Source organism: Marinobacter sp., assembly GCF_965229985.1.
In the GTDB taxonomy this organism is placed as follows: Bacteria; Pseudomonadota; Gammaproteobacteria; order Pseudomonadales; family Oleiphilaceae; genus Marinobacter.
In genome coordinates this window covers 3,798,397-3,818,324 of sequence record NZ_OZ245935.1, presented here as the reverse complement: position 1 = coordinate 3,818,324, position 19,928 = coordinate 3,798,397, and the positions used below count along the sequence as shown (strand labels likewise).

Genomic DNA, 19,928 nt, shown 5'->3' with positions numbered 1-19,928 from the left:
AAAAGGAGCGGACAATGCCCCAGTGGCTGCAGTGGAGTCTGATTATTGCCGGCCTGGTTGCCATCATACTTTTGGCAGTGTTTATCCGCCGTCAAGTGCAATTGCTGTCGGAAAACCGCAAGCGGCAGGCCAAGGCTGAGGAGTTCCAGACGAACCGCAGAAAAGACATGATCCGCAGTGTTCGTGTCATCGCTATGGCGGTCGAGGAGGACCAGATCGAGTACTCGGAAGCCTGCCTGAGACTCAAGGGCCTGCTGGACCACATTGCCCCGGAGTTGCTGGAGCAGGCGCCTTTCAGGGTTTTCCAGGAGGTTCATGACCAACTGCAGCATATGCCCACCCACAGGGCTCGGCAGGCAACAGAAACGAAGTTCGTGGATAAAATGGACAAGGAACGGTTTGAGGTTGAGCAAAAGCACGCCGACGCGATTCGCCGAGCGGCAACCGCCATCCGACACCATTCCTTTTAGGCTTTGCGCTGGCGACCAAGTACACAGTGCAACTGGTCAGACCTCATTTTTGTAACAGTTTGTAACTGAAATAGCAGTAAAACAGATATTTTAGCTCAACAAATCAAAAGGTTCTGTCGACCTGAAAAACTGACACTCTGCTCATTCCTTCCCGGTTACAACTATTGACTTTTCTTTTTTCCATCAGGGTCTAAATTGAAAACAGGGAGGCACCTATCATCTGCGGAAGGTGCCACCTAACGTTGTTTTCTCCTGATAAGTTTGGACGACACTGCAATAAAGCGGGTGAGCTTGCCGGCCTTGGGGCCGGCTTTTTTTGGGGGGATTTTCGGAAGGGGCACCCGCTACTGGCTCATCATACCCGCCATGGCCATGACACTATCCTTGCTGTTAATCAGCTCATCAAACTGTTCCTCAACTTGCTCCCGGTCGAGCCCCAGCGCGTCATAAAACTCCTGACTGACTTCCTTCCCCGCGCCCAGAGCCACACCCCGGGCGGTTAACAGCTGACGTCCGAGCCATAACAACCGGGCATAGACGCTGTGGCTGCCATCGTATGAGGGGTTCTTCTGATAACGGATCGCGAGGGTGACCTCATCCGGCATACCCCAATTCTCCATCAACTGGGCTGCGATCTGTTCCCGGGTGATCCCAAGCAGATAGTGCTCGGTCACAGAGGAATCGATATCAGGATTCACTTCCAAAGAACGGCAAACCAGCTTGAAATGAGGTGGGAACACCTGCGCAAGGACCAGATGACCAAAGTTATGGAGCAGTCCACCAAGGTAGGCAAGACCGAACACTGGCCGCTCGCCACGGGGCATCATGCTAGCCAGGATACCCGCTGACTGGGCCTGCCAGATTGCCTGTTGCCAGTAATCCACGTAGCCCTCCGGGTGATCCTGGGGCTGCTTGAGCGCCCGCCCGAGAGAAAGCCCCATGGCCAGGTTCATGACCAGATCGAATCCGAGCACCCGGGAAACCGCGTCGTGCACCGACTTTACCTGACCTGCTGCCGCATAGAATGAGGACGAGGCCCAGCTTACAACCTGCGCCGCGAGGCTCGGGTCGCTCTCGACAATATCTACAAGGTCACCCATGACAGCGTTGGGATTGACCCGAAGGTGGATAATTCGCTGGGCGGTTTCCGGCAGCGGCGGCAGCTCCAGGGTATCTTCCAGTCGTTGCTGTATTCTCAGGCCGGTGAATTTCTTGATGGCGGAATGGAACTGGTCCCGATCCCTGCCGTGGTCGTCAAGGTTAACGTTGATGGATTCCGGCGCAACGGCGAAGGAGCGTCGATCAGCCTTGGCTGTCAGGGCCCGGAAATCCTCTGCTGGCATGACCATCGCAAGGTTCTGCTCGCCTAATTCGAGCGCCACGGCGGGCAGGTCATCCACGCGCTCATCGACCACGGTTGGCCAGCCTGTCAGTGATGGCAATGCCGGGAGCGCCTTGAGGCCCGCCCTTTCCCGAACGCGCAACTGTTCGCGGCGCTTCATTAGGCGCAGATCACGGCCCAGTTGTTTGTTCAGTTGTTCCAGGTCAATCAGATCGTCGCGGCGGCAGATTACCTGGAGGTTCCCTTGCTCATCACTGAGCAGAACCATTCGCAACAGTTCTTTCTGGCTCGCCTGGCCTGCATCCCTCAGGGATACGCCGGCTGCGGTATCACCCAGAGCCTGCTGAACTGCGACAGGTAATTCCATATATTTCTCCCGAATATTGCTGTTTTCCGTCGGATAACCCGAACCTGAAAATCACACTGAGTTCAGTATAGGGCAAAGAAATGACCCTGACGTTGACTGAACTCTATTTCCAAACCGCTTTCATACGCACTCAGTGACCAAATGGACGTCTCTAGACATCGCCGTAACGCGTTCTGTCACCAAGCCATCGCCTAACGAGAGCGCGGACAACCTCCGGGTGAGCCATCAGGCCTGGCGCCATTTCCCGAACTGGCTCGATCCAGCCCTTGTCGCGCTCAAAGTCTGCCAGCCGAAACTGCATCATACCGGTTTGCCGGGTGCCCAACACCTCGCCCGGCCCTCTTATTTCCAGATCTTTCTCGGCGATAAAGAAGCCGTCCTGACTGTCCCTGAGCGCCTGCAACCGGGCCTTGCCATTGGCAGACAGAGGTGGGTGATACATCAGCACACAGAAACTGGCCTGCTCGCCCCGGCCAACACGACCACGAAGCTGATGCAACTGCGCCAGCCCAAGGCGCTCCGGGTTTTCAATGATGATCAGCGATGCGTTGGGCACGTCCACCCCAACCTCAATGACAGTGGTAGCAACCAGCAGATCCAGCTCGCCGACTTTGAACTGCTCCATTACCGCCGCCTTTTCCTGAGCCTTTAAACGCCCGTGCACAAGCCCCACTTTCAGATCCGGTAATCGCTCGGCCAACTCCTGGGCAGTGACTTCTGCTGCCTGGCACTGCAGGGCTTCGGATTCCTCGATCAGGGTACAGACCCAGTAGGCCTGCCGGCCTTCCCGACAGGCGCCGCGGACCCGTTCGATCACATCTTCCCTGCGGCTGTCTGGAATCACGATGGTTTCGATCGGCTTCCGCCCTGGCGGAAGTTCGTCAATCACCGAGGTATCCAGGTCGGCATAGGCGCTCATGGCCAGGGTACGGGGAATCGGTGTTGCCGTCATGATCAGTTGGTGAGGTGCCAGGGAGCCTCCCACGCCCTTTTCCCGCAGGGCGAGTCGCTGGTGAACACCAAAACGGTGCTGCTCATCCACAATCACCAGGGCAAGGCGGTGGAACTCTACATCCTCCTGAAACAGGGCATGGGTGCCTATCACCACTCCGGCATCGCCCGACTGGACCGCTTCCAGCGTTTCAGCCCGGGCTTTGCCCTTAACCTTTCCGGATAGCCAGGCCAGGCGAATGCCAAGGGGTTCCAGCCATGCCCGGAAATTCTGGAAGTGCTGCTCGGCAAGGATTTCCGTAGGTGCCATCAACGCCACCTGGGCACCAGCGCCAATGGCCTGCAATGCCGCCAGCGCCGCCACCACTGTTTTTCCGGAGCCGACATCGCCCTGGACAAGCCGGAGCATCGGCAGCGGCTGGCTCAGATCCTGACGAATGTCAGCCAGCACATGACGCTGGGCACCGGTGAGTGCGAACGGCAGGGAATCCAGGAAACGCTCGGGTAGGTCACCCGTGGGCAGGAGTGGTAGCGCTTCGCGGGCCTGGATCTGCTCACGCACCTGCAGCAGGCTCAATTGATGCGCCAACAGCTCTTCCATCACCAATCGCTGTTGCGCGGGGTGGCGTCCTTCCATCAACTGGTTTACTGGCGCGTTGGCAGGTGGAGAATGCACCAGTTGGACAGCTTCGGTGATTCCGGGCAACTGGTATTCGGCCAACAATCCCTGCGGTAACCAGTCCTTGATCGGGAATCGCTGGAGATAGCCCAGGGCCTGCTGACACAGAGAGCGCACCCGGGGTTGCTGAATCCCCTCGGTAAGAGGATAAACCGGCGTCAGGGTTGCCTCACCTTCCGACGGCATGGGCGGCGGGTTCACCTGGTACTCGGGGTGGTAAAACTCATACCCTGCGCGGCCAGGACGAACCTCGCCAAAGCAGCGAACCCTGGCGCCTTCGCTCAGCTGGTTTTTCTGGGCGGCGTTAAAGTGAAAGAAGCGCATGACCAGAAAGCCGCTGCTATCCCGAAGGGTCACCTGCAGGCTGCGCCTGCGTCCCATCACGAGATCGGCTTTCATCACCTCCCCTTCCACCACAGCGACGTCGCCAATGCGAAGACTTCCCATGGGTATAACGCGGGTTCTGTCCTCATACCGATGTGGCAGGTGAAAGAGCAGGTCCTGCAGGGAGACAATGCCCAGCTTGGCGAGCTTCTCTGCCAGGGCGCTTCCTACGCCCTTGAGCTGGGTGACCGGAATGTCATCCAGTGACGTCATAGGCAGGCTCAGGCGCTTTCAGCCACAACCGGTGTATCCGTTTTCGCCTTTTCTATTACCCGGCACTGGCTGGCAGCCAGGGACAGCACATCAATAGCCTTGGGCCGCGGGAAAGTAACCCGCCAGGCCAGGGCCACCGTGCGGAACGGCACCGGAGGCGCAAACGGCCGGACTGCCAGGATGTCTTCATGGTACTGCATGGCCGTGGCGGCCGAGAGCGGCAGTACGGTAATGCCCAGGCCGGAAGCCACCATATGGCGAATGGTTTCGAGGGAACTGCCTTCGGTGACCAGAGCCGGTGAACCATTATTGGCCCGATGCGTCACGGCCTCCACCAGTGGTGGACAGGATTCCAGAACCTGGTCCCGGAAACAGTGGCCCGGCCCGAGCAGAAGCAATTGCTCCTTGGCCAGTTCGTCCGCAGTCAACTGTTCCTTACTGGCCAGCGGATGCCCGGCCGGAAGCAGAACAACAAACGGTTCATCGTAAAGCGGCAGGGTAACCACTTCCGGCTCCTCGAACGGCAGAGCAATAATAATGGCGTCCAGCTCAGACTGCCGGAGTTTCTGCCTCAGGTTCGCGGTGTAGTTCTCTTCAATGTAGAGTGGCATCTCCGGGGCGGCACGCCTGAGTTCCGGCAGCAGGTGCGGGAACAGGTAGGGGCCAATGGTGTAGATGGCGCCCACTTTCAGAGGTGAGTTGAGCTGGTTCTTGCCATCCTGGGCCATGTCCTTGATCAGGCCGACCTGGTCGAGGACACGCTGGGCCTGTTCGATAATGCGCAGCCCGGTTTCGGTGACACGGATGCTGCTTTTGCTTCGCTCAAAAAGCGGTATACCGAGCTCGTCTTCCAACTTTTTAACAGCAACGCTGAGCGTTGGCTGACTGACATGGCAACGCTCTGCAGCCCTGCCAAAATGCCTTTCGCGGGCCAGCGTAACGACGTATCGTAACTCGGTGAGAGTCATGGTGAGCTCCGGTCAGAAAGATGCGGGTCGAAGTTTCACGAATTTATGAGGTAAAGCATAAGGATTGAAATTGTCTATGGCAATCACTGAAGGTAGTAAGGCGCACCGAATTCTGGTGGCCGGTTGCGGCAAACTCGGGGGCACCATTGCCACCCTACTGACAGCCTCAGCCACGGTGTACGGCCTGCGCCGGAACCCGGACCGTGTTCCCGACGGCGTTGAAGGTATCGGCGCCGACCTGACCCGGCCGGAAACACTCACCGGTAAGTTACCGGAGGGACTCGACATCGTTATCTATTGCCTGACGCCCTCCAGCTACGATCAGCAGGGTTATCGGGATGCCTACGTGACGGGCCTGGCAAATTTATTGGAGGCCCTGGGTGGTCAATCCCTTAAACACCTGTTCTTTGTGAGCAGCAGCAGTGTCTACTCACAGGATGACGACAGCTGGGTGGATGAATCCAGCCCCACGAAACCGGCCCGGTTCAGCGGCGAGCAGGTCCTGGCTGGCGAGCAGACCGCGCTCGAAAGCGGCCACCCGGCGACCATCATCCGCTACAGTGGCATTTACGGGCCGTCACGGCGGCGTTTTCTTGAGGAGGTCCAGGAGGGACGCATGAATCCGACGAAGCCAGCACCGTTCAGCAACCGGATTCATGAAGAGGATGCAGCAGACGCGGCAGCCCACCTGGTGAAACTGGCACTTTCGGGAGCGACACTGGAAACCTGCTACCTGGCCAGCGATTGCGAGCCGGTGAGGCTTGATGAGGTAGTAGACTGGGTCCGGCAGCAAACACCCTGTGCCGAGCCACAGCCGGATGCCCGTAAAGGCGGACGGGCCGGCAGTAAACGCTGCAACAACAAGAGACTGCTGAGCACCGGCTTCCAGTTCCGCTATCCGGATTTCCGGGCCGGCTACCGCGCCATGATCGACCAGGGCTGAGCCTACGGCATTAAAAAAGGCGGCCCAAGGCCGCCTCTTCTGAATCCTGGTGTCATCAGGTCTTAGCTGAGCACCATAACCGCTTCCATTTCAATGGGCACACCCTTGGGCAGCGCCGCGACGCCTACCGCCGCTCGGGCCGGATACGGTTCCTGGAAATAAGTGGCCATGATCTCATTGACCGTGGCGAAATTGGCCAGGTCAGTCATGTAGATGTTCAGCTTCACAATATCCTTCAGCTCACCACCGGCGGCTTCGCAGACAGCCTTGAGGTTATCGAATACCTGCCGGGTCTTGGCAGCGAAATCGCCGGCGACGACTTCCATGGTTTCCGGTACCAGCGGAATCTGGCCAGACAGGTATACAGTATCTCCCGCCTTTACCGCCTGGGAATAGGTACCGATCGCCTGGGGTGCATTCTCGGTCTGAATTACGGATTTGTTGGTCATGACCCTTGGTTTCCTCTCTTCCAAAACGCCAATCGTCGCTTTTGCGGAGCGCGCCTGTCAACCGGGCTTTGGTAGGGTTCAGTGCCGCACGCGGCTGATGTGGGTAATCGCACGAATGTTGCGGATTCGCCGCATCACCCGGGCCAGGTGACGGCGACCATTCACATGCACCACCAAACTGACCACGCCAAAGCGGGCATTCTGCTCTTCCACGTTGATGCGCTCGATGTTGCCGTCAGCCATGGCAACGGCGTTGGCCATCTCGGCGATCACACCTCGCTGGCGCTCCAGCTCTACTCGCAGCTCCACGGAAAACTCATCGGTAATGTCCTTGGCCCACTTCAGATGGGTCAGGCGGGCCCGGCCCTCATCATCCTCCGGCAAGCGAGAGCAGGTATCGGAATGAATCACCATGCCTTTGCCGGAATCCATCACCCCGACAACCGGGTCCCCCGGAATCGGCTTGCAACAGCTGGCGAACCGGACCAGAAGGCCTTCGGTGCCACGAATGGTCACGGGGCTGTGATTGCCGCCCTCAATATCGCGAGGCACTTCACTGGCTTCAGCATCCTCGGAGCCGCTGGCAAGCTGACGGGCAACCAGATAGGCCATGCGGTTGCCGAGGCCAATGTCACTGATCAGATCATCAAAACTGTTGACCTGATTATGATTGACCACCGCCTGCTTCTGGGCGTCGCTGATCTCAGACAGTTTGGCACCAAAGCCCTTGAGGGACTTTTTCAGCAGTGTGCGGCCAAGCTCCAGCGATTCCGCTCGCTTCTGGCTCTTGAGCACATGGCGGATACTGCTGCGCGCCTTGCCGGTTACCACAAAGCTGAGCCACGCGGGATTGGGCCGGGCACCGGGCGCGGTAATGATCTCGACGGTCTGACCACTCTGCAAGGGCTGACTCAATGAACCCAGATTGCGGTTGATGCGACAGGCGACGGTAGCGTTGCCAATATCCGTATGGATGGCATAGGCAAAGTCCACCGGCGTTGCCCCGCTGGGCAACTCCATGATGCGGCCCTTGGGAGTGAACACGTATATCTCATCCGGGAACAGGTCGACTTTAACGTGCTCGATAAACTCCATGGAGTCATCGGCCCGTTCCCGCATCTCCATCAACCCTTTCACCCAGCGGTCCACCCGTGCCTGATTCACGCTGGTGACGCTGCTGGGCTCATTCTTGTACATCCAGTGGGCCGCGATACCGTTGTTGGCGATATGCTCCATCTCCTCGGTACGGATCTGGATCTCGATATTCACATGCATACCGAACAAGGTGGTGTGAATCGACTGGTAGCCATTGGCCTTGGGCATGGCAATGTAGTCCTTGAAGCGGCCCGGCAGGGGCTTGTAGAGGCTGTGCACGGCGCCCAGGATGCGGTAGCAGTCGTCTTCGGTGTCGGTGATGATCCGGAAGGCATACACATCCATGATTTCATGGAAGGACTTCTGCTTGAACTTCATCTTGTTGTAGATGCTGTTCAGGTGTTTCTCCCGGCCCAGGATCCGGCCCGGCAGGCCGCGCTCTTCCAGCTTCTCCTGCAGTTTGCCGCGAATGTCCTCGATGATCTCCCGGTGGCTACCACGGAGCTTGTCCACCGCCTTGGAGATGTACTTGGAGCGCATCGGATACAGGGAGGAAAAGCCCAGATCCTCAAGCTCGGTGCAGATCGAGTGCATACCCAGGCGATTCGCGATGGGGGCGTAGATATCGAGGGTTTCGGTGGCAATGCGCTGGCGTTTTTCATAGGGCATGGGGCCGAGGGTGCGCATGTTGTGCAGGCGGTCCGCCAGCTTCACAAGAATCACTCGGATGTCGCGTGCCATGGCCAGGGTCATTTTCTGGAAGTTTTCGGCTTGGGCTTCCGCCCGGGAACGAAATTCTATCTGGGTCAGTTTGCTGACCCCGTCCACCAGCTCCGCCACATCCTCGCCAAACTGTTCCGCCAGCGCATCCTTGGGAATACCCGTGTCTTCGATCACATCATGGAGCATGGCTGCCATCAGGCTCTGATGGTCCAGCCGGAGATCGGCAAGGATATGGGCAACGGCCAGGGGGTGGGTGATGTAACGGTCGCCGCTCTTGCGCATCTGGCCCTCATGGGCCTGCTCGGCATAATAATAGGCCCGTCGCACCTGGTTGATGCGATTGGTATCAAGGTAGGAGCTGAGCTCTCGAGCCAGTCCTTCAACCGTAGCCTCTGCCGACACCGCGCCTCCACGACTTCATGAAATTCAGGGACAAAAAAACCCGAATGCACGCATCCGGGTCCTTCCAGAGTCCTTCCAGCAACGCTCTATAGTTACACTATAAAACCGCGGGGACAGATTTCAATGCTTCTCACTTGCGGATAGGTACTTATATACCGAACATCCGCAGATCGCTTACTCGTCGTCTTCTTCCTTGAGCAGATCACGAGTAATCTTGCCTTCGGCAATTTCGCGCAGGGCAATTACCGTGGGCTTATCATTCTCTTCAGCTACCATCGGCTCGGCACCCTTGGTAGCGAGCTGACGGGCACGCTTGGTAGCCAGCATTACCAGCTGGAAGCGGTTATCAACGTTTTCCAGACAATCTTCAACGGTAACTCGTGCCATAACTTCCCCGACTAATAAAATGACTGTTTCAGCAGACCGCACAGTTTACTGTGGCCGGTTCAATTTGTATACAGGAAAACCCCGTATCAGCCCGGGCCGGACAATCCCGCGAGTAATAACCGGTGCCTTGATTGCTGCACTTCCATACGCAAGCGCTGGGCGCGCACAATGGCAAGCAGATCCCCGAGGGCAGCACTGAAGTCATCATTAACCACCAGGAAATCGAACTCCACAGCGTGACGGCACTCCTCCTCGGCCTCTGCCAGGCGGCGCTCTACCACCTCCGGCGCATCGGTGCCTCGCCCTATCAAACGCTCTCGCAACACTTCGGGCGAAGGAGGCACGATGAAAATACTGACACACTCGGGAACCAGTCGGCGCACCTGCGCGGCACCCTGCCAGTCGATCTCGAGGATCACATCCTGGCCCGTTGCCAGAGTTTCCCGCACCCAGACCTGGGAGGTGCCATAATAGTTGCCGAAGACATCGGCGTGCTCCAGGAAATCGCCCCGGGCGATCATCGCCTCGAACTCGGGCCGACCGACAAAATGGTAGTTTACCCCGTCCTGCTCACCCTCTCGCATGGCGCGGGTGGTATGGGAAACGGACACACCGAGCTTCTCGTCATTGCGGAGCATTTCTGCCACCAGGCTGGTCTTGCCGGCACCGGATGGCGCGGAGATAACGTACAGAGTACCCTGCTCAACTGCCTGACTCATATTCCGAGAACTCCAAACCTGGACGCGACGGCCGCGTATTCCGGCCGGTAAAGCACGGAATTATACGGACTTTGGCAAAACACCGCACCCCACGAGGGCGGCAGCTGATACCATTTGCCTATTCTTTCGTTCACTGACTGCAAGATTCCATGCGAACCACCATTGATATCACCCTGAAGCAAGCCAGCAAAGCCATAGACGCCCTGAGCGAGGCATCGCCAGGGCTCTCCCGCCAGAAAATCAAGGATGCCATGGTAAAGGGCGCCTGCTGGTGGACTCACAAGGGCAAGCGCCTTCGACTGCGCCGTGCCACCAAGGAACTCAAACCGGGCATCCGGCTGCAGCTTTACTACGATGAGAAGGTATTGACGAAAAAACCGGAGGATCCGGTTCTGCTGGAGGATCTTGAGCGCTACACGGTCTGGTTCAAACCCCACGGCCTGCTGGCACAGGGCTCACAGTGGGGGGACCATTGCAGCCTGCTCCGCCTGGCGGAGGTCCAGCTCCAGCGGCCTTGCCATCTGGTCCACCGGCTCGACGCCGATGCCGCCGGACTGATGCTGATCGCCCACGACCCGAAAGCGGCCGGCGCCCTTTCCCAGCGCTTCTCGGGCCGAACGATGACCAAACACTACAAGGCTCGAGTGACCGGCTTGATGGACGCGCAGGAGCAGGTCGTTGATGCGCCTGTTGAGGAAAAAACGGCGGTCAGCCACGTCTCGACACTGGAAAAAAATGAGGCCGAGCAGACCTCACTGGTCCAGGTCAGCATCGAAACCGGCCGGAAACACCAGATCCGCCGCCACCTGGCTGGCCTGGGGCACCCGATCATCGGTGATCGCCTGTATGGCCGAGCCGCAGGATCACCCTTGCAGCTTTTAGCCTTTCATCTCGAATTCGACTGCCCCCTGAACAAACGCAAAATGGTGTTCAAGCTTCCAGCAGAACTGGACACCCTGAAACAGAACTGACCAACACGGCAGAAGCCTGGATTATTCCAGGTTCTGCACCTGCTCCCGCATCTGCTCGATCAGAACCTTCAGATCAACCGCAATGCGGGTGACGCCAGCATCAATACTTTTGCTGCTCAAGGTATTGGCCTCCCGGTTCAACTCCTGCATCAGGAAGTCGAGCCGCCGGCCAATGGCATCGTTACTTTTGAGAGTGTCGGTCACCTCGCCAATATGGGCGTCCAGTCGATCCAATTCTTCGGCAACATCGCACTTCTGGGCCAGCATGACCATCTCCTGGGCCACCCGCTCGGCATCCAGCTCCACTTTCGCTTTTTCGAATCGCTCCCGAAGCGTTTTCTCCTGGGCCTCAAGCAATTCCGGCATACGTTTACGCACGTCGGCGACGAGATTGCCCATTGTGTTGAGGCGATCCTCAAACAGTGGCCGCAAACGCTCACCTTCTCGCTCACGTACCGATGCGAGTTCGCCCACAGTCTGCTCGAACAGACCGACCGCGGCGTCTCTGGCAGGGCCGTAGTCCTGTTCGGGCACTGACAACACTCCAGGCCAGCGGAGAATATCCAAGGCATTGATGTGGGCCGGATTATCCAGCATCCGGTTAATATGATTGGCTGCCTCGTTCACCGCCTGGGCCATATCCTCGCTGATTTCGAAGCTCTGAGATCCCTTCTCTGCCGACTGCAGGCGCATGGAAACATCCACCTTGCCCCGTTTCAGCTGCTTTCTCAGCTCTTCCCGAAACCGGTTCTCCAGCTCCCGGAACGCATCCGGCAGCCGGAACGAAGGCTCCAGGTACCGGTGATTCACAGTCCGGATTTCACAGGTCAGCGTACCCCAGTCTCCCTGGACGTCCTTGCGGGCAAATGCGGTCATACTTCGGATCATGTCGGCTCCGCTCATGGTTGATGATCAGCAATCGAGTTTAACAGGCTCTTAACAGCTACGGCGAACCGGACAAAAGCCCAACCCCATCGTGTTACACTGACCGACCTTTTCGATAAACGTTCGACCGGGACACGTGCCCGGACATTCAATACTGACTTCAGGAAACACTATGCGTCCAAGCGGCAGAACGCCCGAGCAACCCAGAGATGTTCGAATCACCCGCAACTACACCCGTCACGCCGAAGGCTCTGTGCTGGTGGAATTCGGGGACACAAAAGTCATCTGCACTGCCTCCGTCGAAAACAAGGTCCCTCCGTTTCTGAGGGGTGAAGGCAAGGGCTGGATCACCGCCGAGTACGGAATGCTGCCACGCTCTACCGGCAGCCGAATGGGCCGGGAAGCTGCCCGCGGCAAACAGGGCGGCCGCACCGTCGAAATCCAGCGCCTGATCGGCCGCTCCCTCCGTGCAGCTGTTGATCTGACCGCCCTCGGTGAACACTCCATCACGATCGATTGCGACGTCATCCAGGCCGATGGCGGCACCCGCACAGCGGCCATTACCGGCGGCTGCGTGGCACTGGTGGATGCCCTGAACCACCTGGTTGCCGACAAGCGCCTGAAGAAATCCCCGCTCAAGCAGATGGTCGCCGCTCTGTCGGTAGGTGTTTACAAGGGCACGCCGGTGGTCGACCTGGACTACCCGGAGGATTCCGAAGCCGAAACCGACATGAACGTAATCATGACCGACCAGGGCGGCTTCATTGAAATTCAGGGAACGGCAGAAGGCGCACCGTTTGACCAGTCAGAACTGGACAGCATGCTGACTCTGGCCAAACAGGGTATTGAGCAGTTGTTTGAGATTCAGAAGGCGGCACTGGAAGGCTGAATTTTAGTCTGGCGCCCGCGTGCCCGGAGGGGGAGGCCTTTCCGGTGCACAGTGTCGGATTACGGCTTACGCCTAATCCGACCTACGGCTTGTTCAGCCCACCCCAAAGTCCGGGGCGCCTGTGTGGCGATGCTTCCCCAGACTGTTGAGGGCCAGGGACGGCCCGAAACAAGCGCACATGGATGTGCTCGTAGCGTGTCTGGGGAAGCATCGCCACACAGGCGTCTTCCCCAAGACTTAAAAGCCGATTTCGATGTCGTAATCCATGATCACAGGGGCGTGATCGGAGAAACGTGTTGAATCGTCAATCCAGCCATCTTCGATGGTCTTCCGGATTCCCGGTGTCAGCAGCTGGTAATCCACCCGGATGCCGGCATTCTTGCGGGAGCCTTCAGCTTGCTCAGGCCACCAGGTGAACTGGTTGCTCTGCTTGTTAATTTCGCGGAAACCGTCGATACAGCCCATTTCATCGAACAGGCGATCCAGCCAGGCACGCTCGTGCGGCAGGAAACCTGAGAAATCCAGCTTGTGGTACAGAGGGCTGGCGTCGGTTACGTGATGGGCCGTCTGGAGGTTCGCGCAGAAAATGAATTGCCGGCGTTTGCGCAGCGTCTTCTGCATATGCAGGCCGAAGGACTCCATGAACTCGTCCTTGTGGTCCAGCACTGTCAGATCGTCGTCGCCAACCAGCTCTTCTTCACGACCAAGGGCGCAGGGGGCCAGAACGCAGGCCACGGAAACCTTGTCAAAATCGGCCTGAATGAAACGGCCTTCCCGGTCCGCCTGCTCATTGGCAAACCCGTACATGATGGCCTTCGGGAAATGACGGGTGTAGATGCCAACGCCGCCATCCTCGTTTTTCTCGCCATCAATAAAGTAGGCTTCGTAACCCTCCGGAATCAGGTTGTAGTCCTCAATCTCGTAGGCCCGCATGCGATGATCCTGGACACAGACCACGTCAGCGTCCTGCTCCGCCAGCCAGTCGAAAAAGCCTTTTTCAACGGCCTGAGCGAGGCCATTGACGCTGATTGATACTACCCGCATACGTGTTCCCTGATTCGGTTTGTGTGTATGATACCGTTTTTACGCGCTAATTAAAGATCAACACCCGCCAGAAGCCTTGTCATGCACGACTATCAGCAAAAATTTATCGAATTTGCCATCCGCCGAAATGTACTACGCTTTGGTGAGTTCACGCTCAAGTCGGGCCGAACCAGCCCCTACTTCTTTAACGCTGGCCTGTTTAATACCGGGGACGACCTGCTTCAGTTAAGCAAGGCCTATGCCGCCGCGATCGCGCGCAGCGGGCTGGATTATGACATTATTTTCGGGCCTGCCTATAAGGGCATTCCGTTGGCTACTGTCACAGCAATGGCGTTGGCTACAGACGGTAACAGCAAACCCTTTGCGTTTAATCGTAAGGAAAAGAAAGATCATGGTGAGGGCGGCAACATTGTTGGCGCACCGTTGCAGGGCAAAGTACTCATTGTGGATGATGTAATCACCGCCGGTACCGCGATCCGGGAATCCATCGATATCATCCGGGCCGCCGGGGCCGAACCGGCAGGCGTGCTTATTGCGCTGGATCGTCAGGAAAAAGGCAACGGCGAACTATCCGCTATCCAGGAAGTGGAGAAGGAATTCGGCATCCCTGTGGTGAGCATCATTCGTCTTGAGCAGGTGTTGGACTACCTCAAAGCCAACCCGGAGTTTGCCGGGCATGCCGAAAAGGTAGCCAGTTATCGGGATCGTTACGGAGTCTGATTGATGGTCAATCGTCTGACCGCACTTTCTGTCAAAGCTACGGCATTGGCGCTTGCCCTGGGCTTCTCTGCCCAGGTGGCAGCGAATATGTACCGTTACACGGATGAGAACGGCCAGATCGTAATCAGCAGTACCATTCCCCAGGAAGCCACCAAACGTGGCTATGACATCCTGAGCAACAATGGCCGCGTGATAGAGACTATCCCTCCGGCGCCAACCGAAGAAGAGATTGCCGCCCGGGAAGCGGAAAAACAGCGGCAGAAGGAACTCGCTGAACAGCGCGAGAAAGACCGCGCTCTGCTGAAGCGCTTCAGCCACCCGGATCAGGCCGTGAAAGCCATGCACCGGAAAATCCGGGAGCTTGAGGGCCTGATACAGCTCAAGCGAGGCAACATCTCGGTTATATCCAGCCAACTGGATAACGAACAGAGCCGTGCCGCTAACATGGAGCGGGCCGGTCGAGAGATTCCCGAGGCCACGCTGGAAAAAATCCGGCGACTGGAATCCCAGATCCGGGACATTGAGCGGGAAATCACCTCACAGACCCAGGAAATCGAAGAACTGCGCAAGGCCTTCGAGGCCGACATAGAGCGCCTGGAAGAGGTCACCGGCGAGGCGCGGACCGTACCGCTTGATCACACCGAAACAGAAAACTGATCTTTCGCTGGAGCGTCCCTGCATACTAAAAAGGCCGCCGGTTTTACCCGGCGGCCTTTTCGTTTCACTCACCTATCGGTGAGACGCTATCCGCGATTCAGGCGGAAGCAGTGCTCTTCTTGGCAGTAGAAGTGGTCTTGCGCGCAGTGGTCTTGCGTGCAGCCGGCTTCTTCGGCTCAACAGATTTCTTCGCATCCTGCGCAGCGTCAGAAACGTCTTCCGCGGCTTCTGCTACTGCATCAGCGCCTTCTGCTGCTTCTTTTTCCAGCTTGGCGACCAGATCACCAGCGAAGCTGCCAAAACGGCTGTTCAGGTTGCGCAGCTGCTCGAACAGGCTATCGCTGTAGCCGTTGTAACGCTTGCGCAGGGTCTTCACGCTGTACTCACGTGCTTCGGACTCGAGCTTCTCGGCGTAATCGAACGGCTTGGAAGCCAGCTTCTTCTGCTGTTCTTCAGCGGCGTTGATACCCTTGTCCACGATTTCCTGAAGCTGTTCTTGATAAGACTTGAGTTTACCCATAATGAATCTCCTTGGTTTCCTGAAAGTTCCAAGACCCTGCCGAAACCAGTGCAACGAGGGCCTTTCTTTAATCTCAGGATTCAAGTTACGCCCTAAAATTAGAATGTTCATACTAAAAGCAGGAAGTAGAGCGATAAGGGGTTTTACGGATTATTCACTTGATCCTGAAAATCCGACTGGCATAATGCCGGGCTGTTAAAGAAGCCTGTCTCCCCGCTTTATTCTGGCTCCATACGCTTTAACCAAAAGAGGCCGCATCCAGGCACGTATGCGAGTAACCATGATCACTTCCGGACCCAGACACCCACGCATCTCCTGGTTTATTCTTCCGTTGATTGCAGCGTCACTGCTCCTTGCTGGCTGCCAGGAGGATTCCAGAGCCACCAAAACAAGCTCCGATCGGGCCAGCGAACTCGCGAACTCCCGGCTTGATATGGCCACAGACAGCCTGCTGAATACTCTCGGGCAAGCCCGCGAGTCCGGTTACGCCGCCAAGACTCCCAGAGAATTGAGCTGGACAGCACCACTGACCCGTGAAGACGGCTCGTCACTGGCGCCTGGAGAGATTGCAGAATTCAGGATTTACTATCGCCTGAGACACCAGGAAGACTACAGGGTTATCCGTATTGAGAGCCCTTCGACCACAAGACTTTCCCTGGCAGAGATGGCGCCCGGCGCTTATGAGTTCGCGATTACCACTGTGGATACCGAAGGGCTGGAGAGCCGGCGCTCGACGCCGGTCACCGTCGATCTGATCTGATTGCGGCTTACCAGCGGAAAATCACCCAACTGGGCACCAACATGTCGGAGTCGGTTTCCCGGATCCAGCCGCCACCATCTGCCGGCACCAGGTAATACTCCGGCCCGACCTCCGGCACGACCTTGATTTCCATGAGCTGCCCATTGACCCGGTATTCATAGAACACTTCCTTTTCACCGGGGCGGATCACAATCTCCGGCCCCTCGCTCGCGGGCTGGTAATCAGAGATCACCACAGGCTCCTCGGGCGTTGCCACCGGCGTCTCATCCAGGGCGCCGTCTTCCTGGGCCAACGCAGCCAGGGGCAAACAGGCGAGCAACAAAGCCGGACAGGCGATTCGTTTCATTTTCGTGATACCCTTTCGTCCATCGATTTCAGTACAGAGTTGCATAAGCCAACCCACGCTTCAATCAGATTCCGGACCTGTTTTGACATGACCAGCAAAAACACACCACCCGTGGTTCTTGTGGACGGATCGTCCTATCTTTTCCGTGCATATCATGCACTTCCGCCCCTGACCACCAGCAAGGACCACCCCACTGGAGCGATCAAAGGTGTGATCAGTATGATCCGGCGCCTGGAACAGGATTTTCCCGGATCCAAAATGGTGGTGGTCTTCGATGCCAAGGGCAAAACGTTCCGGCATGACCTCTATGAAGAGTACAAGGCCAACCGGCCGCCAATGCCGGAAGATCTGGCCTGCCAGATCGAGCCCATTCATGAAATCGTCAAGGCCATGGGCCTGCCGCTACTGACAGTGACGGGCGTCGAAGCCGACGATGTGATTGGCACCCTGGCCAACGAAGCCACCAGCAAGGGCATCGATGTGGTGGTTTCCACCGGGGACAAGGACATGGCGCAGCTGGTCAGCGATCACGTCACCCTGATCAACACCATGACCGAGACCCGGATGGATCGGGACGGTGTGGTGGAAAAGTTCGGCGTTACCCCGGAACAAATCGTGGATTACCTCGCCCTGGTAGGCGACAAGGTGGACAACATCCCCGGCGTGAACAAGTGCGGCCCGAAAACTGCGGTAAAGTGGCTGCAAAGCTACGAAAACCTGGACAATGTCATTGAGCATGCCGATGAAATCAAAGGCAAGATCGGTGAATACCTGCGCGAGGCCACCGAAACCCTGCCCCTGAGTCGCGAACTCGCCACCATCCGCACCGACGTCGAACTGGATTTTGGCCTGGAAGACCTGAAGCTTCGGGAACAGGATGACGGGCAGCTGCTTGAGCTGTTCAAGGAATACGAGTTCCGCACCTGGATTGCCGAATTGGAAGAGAGCGAAACCCCACCCTCCAGCACCGCCCGGTCCAGCGATGAAAAACCGGGGCCGGAGACCGGCAAGAAAAACTACAGCGTTATCACCGACCAGCAAGAACTGGATCAATGGCTGGAACGCCTGAAATCGGCCGAGCTGTTTGCCTTCGATACCGAAACCACCAGCCTCCGGTACATGGATGCCGAGATCGTCGGTGTATCTTTCGCCATCGAACCCGGCGAGGCCGCCTATGTCCCCCTGGGGCACGACTATATGGGCGCTCCCGACCAGCTGGATCGTGACGAAGTCCTGAATCAGCTCAAGCCGCTTCTGGAAGATCCCGGCCTGGCAAAGGTCGGCCAGAACCTGAAATACGACAAGAATGTACTGGCCAATCACGGCATTACCCTGGAGGGCATTGCCGAGGACACCATGCTGGAATCCTACGTTCTGAACTCTGTCGCTACCCGGCACGATATGGACAGCCTCGCCATGTATTACCTGGGCGAGAAGACCATCAGCTTTGAGTCCGTTGCGGGTAAAGGTGCGAAACAGCTCACTTTCAACCAGATTGACCTTGAAAAAGCTGGGCCCTACGCCGCCGAGGATGCGGACATTACCCTGCGCCTGCACCAGACCCTGAGACCAAAACTGAAGGAAACCGGGAAGCTGGCCTCTGTCTACGAAGACATTGATTTGCCTCTGGTGCCGGTACTATCGCGCATGGAGCAACGCGGCACCCTGATCAGCGCCAGCACCCTGCGACAGCACAGCCAGGAACTGGCAGAGCGCATGGCAGAACTGGAAAAAGAAGCCCACGAAGTAGCCGGCGAGACCTTCAACCTGGGCTCCACCAAGCAGCTGCAGGCGATCTTCTACGACAAGATGGGCCTGCCGGTGGTGAAGAAAACCCCCAAGGGCGCGCCATCAACGGCGGAACCGGTACTGCAGGAACTCGCCCATGAACACGAGCTGCCGCGCCTGATCCTTGAGCACCGCAGCCTGAGCAAGCTGAAGTCTACATACACCGACACCCTGCCAGAGCTGATTCACCATCGCACCGGCCGGGTACACACTTCCTATCATCAGGCTGTCACCGCCACCGGTCGACTCTCGTCCTCCGAGCCCAACCTCCAGAATATCCCCATTCGCAGCGAGCAGGGCCGCCGTATACGGCAGGCGTTTATCGCACCCGAGGGTTACAAGCTGGTGGCTGCCGACTATTCCCAGATCGAGCTGCGGATCATGGCCCACCTGTCCGGGGACAGGGGATTGCTGAAAGCCTTTGAAAAGGGTGAAGACATCCACAAGGCAACGGCATCGGAAGTCTTCGGCGTCAGCCTGGAGGAAGTATCCTCAGACCAGCGACGCAGCGCCAAGGCCATCAACTTCGGCCTGATCTACGGCATGTCTGCCTTTGGCCTGTCCCGGCAACTGGATGTTGAGCGCAAGCTCGCCCAGCAATACATCGACCGTTATTTCGAACGGTACCCCGGCGTTCTGAAGTACATGGACAACATCCGCAAACAGGCCCACGACGATGGTTTCGTCGAAACCCTGTTCGGCCGTCGCCTGTACCTGCCGGAAATCAACGCCCGCAACAAACAACTGCAGCAGGCTGCCGAGCGCACCGCGATCAACGCCCCCATGCAGGGTACTGCCGCCGACATCATCAAACGGGCCATGGTGGATGTGGAGAACTGGCTGCTGAAAGAACACGCCGATGAAGCCCGCATGACCATGCAGGTTCACGATGAACTGATCCTGGAAGTTAAGGAGTCGGCCCTCGACAAGATACGGTCAGGGCTGGAAAAGCGAATGTCGGCAGCAGCGGACCTGGATGTTCCCCTGCTTGTGGAAGCCGGCGCCGGGGACAACTGGGACGAGGCGCACTGATTCGACCCAGAAAAGGGCATGGAAGCCCGAAAACGCACCGTAATTGACCGCAACATCTGCCGCCGAGCCTGCCTTCACGCCCCGTAGTCCAACGGCAGGCCCCGGGCACTCCCTCTCTGCGAGACACCAACGTCACGGCACGATATTCGCTACGTAATCGGAGTCGGCGCCCTGCCCCACCATGCACTCCGGGCAGCGCCATGTTGTGACATCCATCTCCGAGG

19 protein-coding genes are annotated in these 19,928 nt (G+C 57.7%); 8 read left to right on the top strand and 11 right to left on the bottom strand.

The window, feature by feature from the left end; genetic code table 11:
- The first annotated feature begins 14 nt into the window (after nt 1-14).
- A complete protein-coding gene (locus ACO06L_RS17465; RefSeq protein ID WP_202347943.1) occupies nt 15-470 on the top strand; it encodes a DUF2489 domain-containing protein in 456 nt (151 codons plus the stop codon).
- 344 nt (nt 471-814) lie between these two features.
- Here the strand turns inward: ACO06L_RS17465 and ACO06L_RS17460 are convergent, their stop codons facing one another.
- From ACO06L_RS17460 to ACO06L_RS17450, 3 genes are all read right to left on the bottom strand, one after another.
- On the bottom strand, nt 815-2,179 hold the full coding sequence (locus ACO06L_RS17460; RefSeq protein WP_202347944.1) for an aminoacyl-tRNA deacylase and HDOD domain-containing protein: 1,365 nt from the start codon (nt 2,177-2,179) through the stop codon (nt 815-817).
- Nucleotides 2,180-2,330: 151 nt separating this feature from the next.
- On the bottom strand, nt 2,331-4,406 hold the full coding sequence (gene recG, locus ACO06L_RS17455; protein ID WP_104323346.1) for an ATP-dependent DNA helicase RecG: 2,076 nt from the start codon (nt 4,404-4,406) through the stop codon (nt 2,331-2,333).
- Between the two features lie 8 nt (nt 4,407-4,414).
- Complete coding sequence (locus ACO06L_RS17450) at nt 4,415-5,374, bottom strand: hydrogen peroxide-inducible genes activator (RefSeq protein WP_053114223.1); 960 nt, start codon at nt 5,372-5,374, stop codon at nt 4,415-4,417.
- A 76-nt stretch (nt 5,375-5,450) separates the two neighbouring features.
- Between ACO06L_RS17450 and ACO06L_RS17445 the strand changes: the two genes are divergently transcribed.
- Nucleotides 5,451-6,317, top strand: a complete 867-nt coding sequence (locus tag ACO06L_RS17445; RefSeq protein WP_064228390.1) for an NAD-dependent epimerase/dehydratase family protein — start codon at nt 5,451-5,453, stop codon at nt 6,315-6,317.
- Nucleotides 6,318-6,379: 62 nt separating this feature from the next.
- Here the strand turns inward: ACO06L_RS17445 and ACO06L_RS17440 are convergent, their stop codons facing one another.
- The 4 genes from ACO06L_RS17440 to gmk form a co-directional block, all read right to left on the bottom strand.
- Complete coding sequence (locus ACO06L_RS17440) at nt 6,380-6,766, bottom strand: RidA family protein (protein WP_064228391.1); 387 nt, start codon at nt 6,764-6,766, stop codon at nt 6,380-6,382.
- A gap of 78 nt (nt 6,767-6,844) precedes the next feature.
- Complete coding sequence (locus ACO06L_RS17435; RefSeq protein WP_064228392.1) at nt 6,845-8,986, bottom strand: RelA/SpoT family protein; 2,142 nt, start codon at nt 8,984-8,986, stop codon at nt 6,845-6,847.
- A gap of 174 nt (nt 8,987-9,160) precedes the next feature.
- Nucleotides 9,161-9,373, bottom strand: a complete 213-nt coding sequence (gene rpoZ / locus ACO06L_RS17430; protein WP_008169593.1) for a DNA-directed RNA polymerase subunit omega — start codon at nt 9,371-9,373, stop codon at nt 9,161-9,163.
- An 86-nt stretch (nt 9,374-9,459) separates the two neighbouring features.
- Entirely contained in the window at nt 9,460-10,092 is a 633-nt protein-coding gene (gene gmk / locus ACO06L_RS17425; protein ID WP_064228393.1) for a guanylate kinase, read from the bottom strand.
- Between the two features lie 149 nt (nt 10,093-10,241).
- On the opposite strand from gmk, the gene ACO06L_RS17420 reads away from it, so the two are divergent.
- Nucleotides 10,242-11,063, top strand: coding sequence for an RluA family pseudouridine synthase (locus tag ACO06L_RS17420; RefSeq protein WP_202347945.1), 822 nt, complete (start codon nt 10,242-10,244; stop codon nt 11,061-11,063).
- A gap of 21 nt (nt 11,064-11,084) precedes the next feature.
- Here ACO06L_RS17420 and ACO06L_RS17415 read toward each other — a convergent pair whose 3' ends face one another.
- Nucleotides 11,085-11,951: a YicC/YloC family endoribonuclease gene (locus ACO06L_RS17415; protein ID WP_202347946.1), complete on the bottom strand. Its 867-nt coding sequence runs from the start codon at nt 11,949-11,951 to the stop codon at nt 11,085-11,087.
- A gap of 169 nt (nt 11,952-12,120) precedes the next feature.
- Here ACO06L_RS17415 and rph point away from each other — a divergent pair, with 169 nt between their 5' ends.
- Nucleotides 12,121-12,837, top strand: coding sequence for a ribonuclease PH (gene rph, locus ACO06L_RS17410; protein WP_064228396.1), 717 nt, complete (start codon nt 12,121-12,123; stop codon nt 12,835-12,837).
- 237 nt (nt 12,838-13,074) lie between these two features.
- Here rph and ACO06L_RS17405 read toward each other — a convergent pair whose 3' ends face one another.
- Nucleotides 13,075-13,881 (bottom strand): exodeoxyribonuclease III, encoded by an 807-nt coding sequence (locus tag ACO06L_RS17405; RefSeq protein ID WP_064228397.1) that lies wholly within the window; start codon nt 13,879-13,881, stop codon nt 13,075-13,077.
- Between the two features lie 81 nt (nt 13,882-13,962).
- On the opposite strand from ACO06L_RS17405, the gene pyrE reads away from it, so the two are divergent.
- Nucleotides 13,963-14,601: an orotate phosphoribosyltransferase gene (gene pyrE, locus ACO06L_RS17400; protein WP_008174208.1), complete on the top strand. Its 639-nt coding sequence runs from the start codon at nt 13,963-13,965 to the stop codon at nt 14,599-14,601.
- A gap of 3 nt (nt 14,602-14,604) precedes the next feature.
- Nucleotides 14,605-15,258, top strand: a complete 654-nt coding sequence (locus tag ACO06L_RS17395) for a DUF4124 domain-containing protein (RefSeq protein WP_064228398.1) — start codon at nt 14,605-14,607, stop codon at nt 15,256-15,258.
- Nucleotides 15,259-15,355: 97 nt separating this feature from the next.
- Here ACO06L_RS17395 and ACO06L_RS17390 read toward each other — a convergent pair whose 3' ends face one another.
- A complete protein-coding gene (locus tag ACO06L_RS17390; protein WP_064228399.1) occupies nt 15,356-15,778 on the bottom strand; it encodes a hypothetical protein in 423 nt (140 codons plus the stop codon).
- 280 nt (nt 15,779-16,058) lie between these two features.
- Here ACO06L_RS17390 and ACO06L_RS17385 point away from each other — a divergent pair, with 280 nt between their 5' ends.
- The gene (locus ACO06L_RS17385) at nt 16,059-16,538 is read left to right on the top strand and encodes a fibronectin type III domain-containing protein (RefSeq protein ID WP_227716040.1); all 480 of its coding nucleotides are present in this window, start codon (nt 16,059-16,061) and stop codon (nt 16,536-16,538) included.
- A gap of 7 nt (nt 16,539-16,545) precedes the next feature.
- Here ACO06L_RS17385 and ACO06L_RS17380 read toward each other — a convergent pair whose 3' ends face one another.
- Complete coding sequence (locus tag ACO06L_RS17380) at nt 16,546-16,884, bottom strand: DUF2782 domain-containing protein (protein ID WP_064228486.1); 339 nt, start codon at nt 16,882-16,884, stop codon at nt 16,546-16,548.
- A gap of 87 nt (nt 16,885-16,971) precedes the next feature.
- Between ACO06L_RS17380 and polA the strand changes: the two genes are divergently transcribed.
- Nucleotides 16,972-19,704 carry a DNA polymerase I gene (polA, locus tag ACO06L_RS17375; protein WP_202347948.1) on the top strand — a complete coding sequence of 911 codons (2,733 nt, stop codon included), beginning with the start codon at nt 16,972-16,974 and terminating at the stop codon, nt 19,702-19,704.
- Nucleotides 19,705-19,928: the final 224 nt, after the last annotated feature.

Coding starts and splice junctions, on each gene's coding strand:
- ACO06L_RS17465 (WP_202347943.1), top strand. CDS start 15: ATGCCCCAGTGGCTGCAGTGGAGTCTGATTATTGCCGGCCTGGTTGCC.
- ACO06L_RS17460 (WP_202347944.1), bottom strand. CDS start 2,179: ATGGAATTACCTGTCGCAGTTCAGCAGGCTCTGGGTGATACCGCAGCC.
- recG (WP_104323346.1), bottom strand. CDS start 4,406: ATGACGTCACTGGATGACATTCCGGTCACCCAGCTCAAGGGCGTAGGA.
- ACO06L_RS17450 (WP_053114223.1), bottom strand. CDS start 5,374: ATGACTCTCACCGAGTTACGATACGTCGTTACGCTGGCCCGCGAAAGG.
- ACO06L_RS17445 (WP_064228390.1), top strand. CDS start 5,451: ATGGCAATCACTGAAGGTAGTAAGGCGCACCGAATTCTGGTGGCCGGT.
- ACO06L_RS17440 (WP_064228391.1), bottom strand. CDS start 6,766: ATGACCAACAAATCCGTAATTCAGACCGAGAATGCACCCCAGGCGATC.
- rpoZ (WP_008169593.1), bottom strand. CDS start 9,373: ATGGCACGAGTTACCGTTGAAGATTGTCTGGAAAACGTTGATAACCGC.
- gmk (WP_064228393.1), bottom strand. CDS start 10,092: ATGAGTCAGGCAGTTGAGCAGGGTACTCTGTACGTTATCTCCGCGCCA.
- ACO06L_RS17420 (WP_202347945.1), top strand. CDS start 10,242: ATGCGAACCACCATTGATATCACCCTGAAGCAAGCCAGCAAAGCCATA.
- ACO06L_RS17415 (WP_202347946.1), bottom strand. CDS start 11,951: ATGATCCGAAGTATGACCGCATTTGCCCGCAAGGACGTCCAGGGAGAC.
- rph (WP_064228396.1), top strand. CDS start 12,121: ATGCGTCCAAGCGGCAGAACGCCCGAGCAACCCAGAGATGTTCGAATC.
- ACO06L_RS17405 (WP_064228397.1), bottom strand. CDS start 13,881: ATGCGGGTAGTATCAATCAGCGTCAATGGCCTCGCTCAGGCCGTTGAA.
- pyrE (WP_008174208.1), top strand. CDS start 13,963: ATGCACGACTATCAGCAAAAATTTATCGAATTTGCCATCCGCCGAAAT.
- ACO06L_RS17395 (WP_064228398.1), top strand. CDS start 14,605: ATGGTCAATCGTCTGACCGCACTTTCTGTCAAAGCTACGGCATTGGCG.
- ACO06L_RS17390 (WP_064228399.1), bottom strand. CDS start 15,778: ATGGGTAAACTCAAGTCTTATCAAGAACAGCTTCAGGAAATCGTGGAC.
- ACO06L_RS17385 (WP_227716040.1), top strand. CDS start 16,059: ATGATCACTTCCGGACCCAGACACCCACGCATCTCCTGGTTTATTCTT.
- ACO06L_RS17380 (WP_064228486.1), bottom strand. CDS start 16,884: ATGAAACGAATCGCCTGTCCGGCTTTGTTGCTCGCCTGTTTGCCCCTG.
- polA (WP_202347948.1), top strand. CDS start 16,972: ATGACCAGCAAAAACACACCACCCGTGGTTCTTGTGGACGGATCGTCC.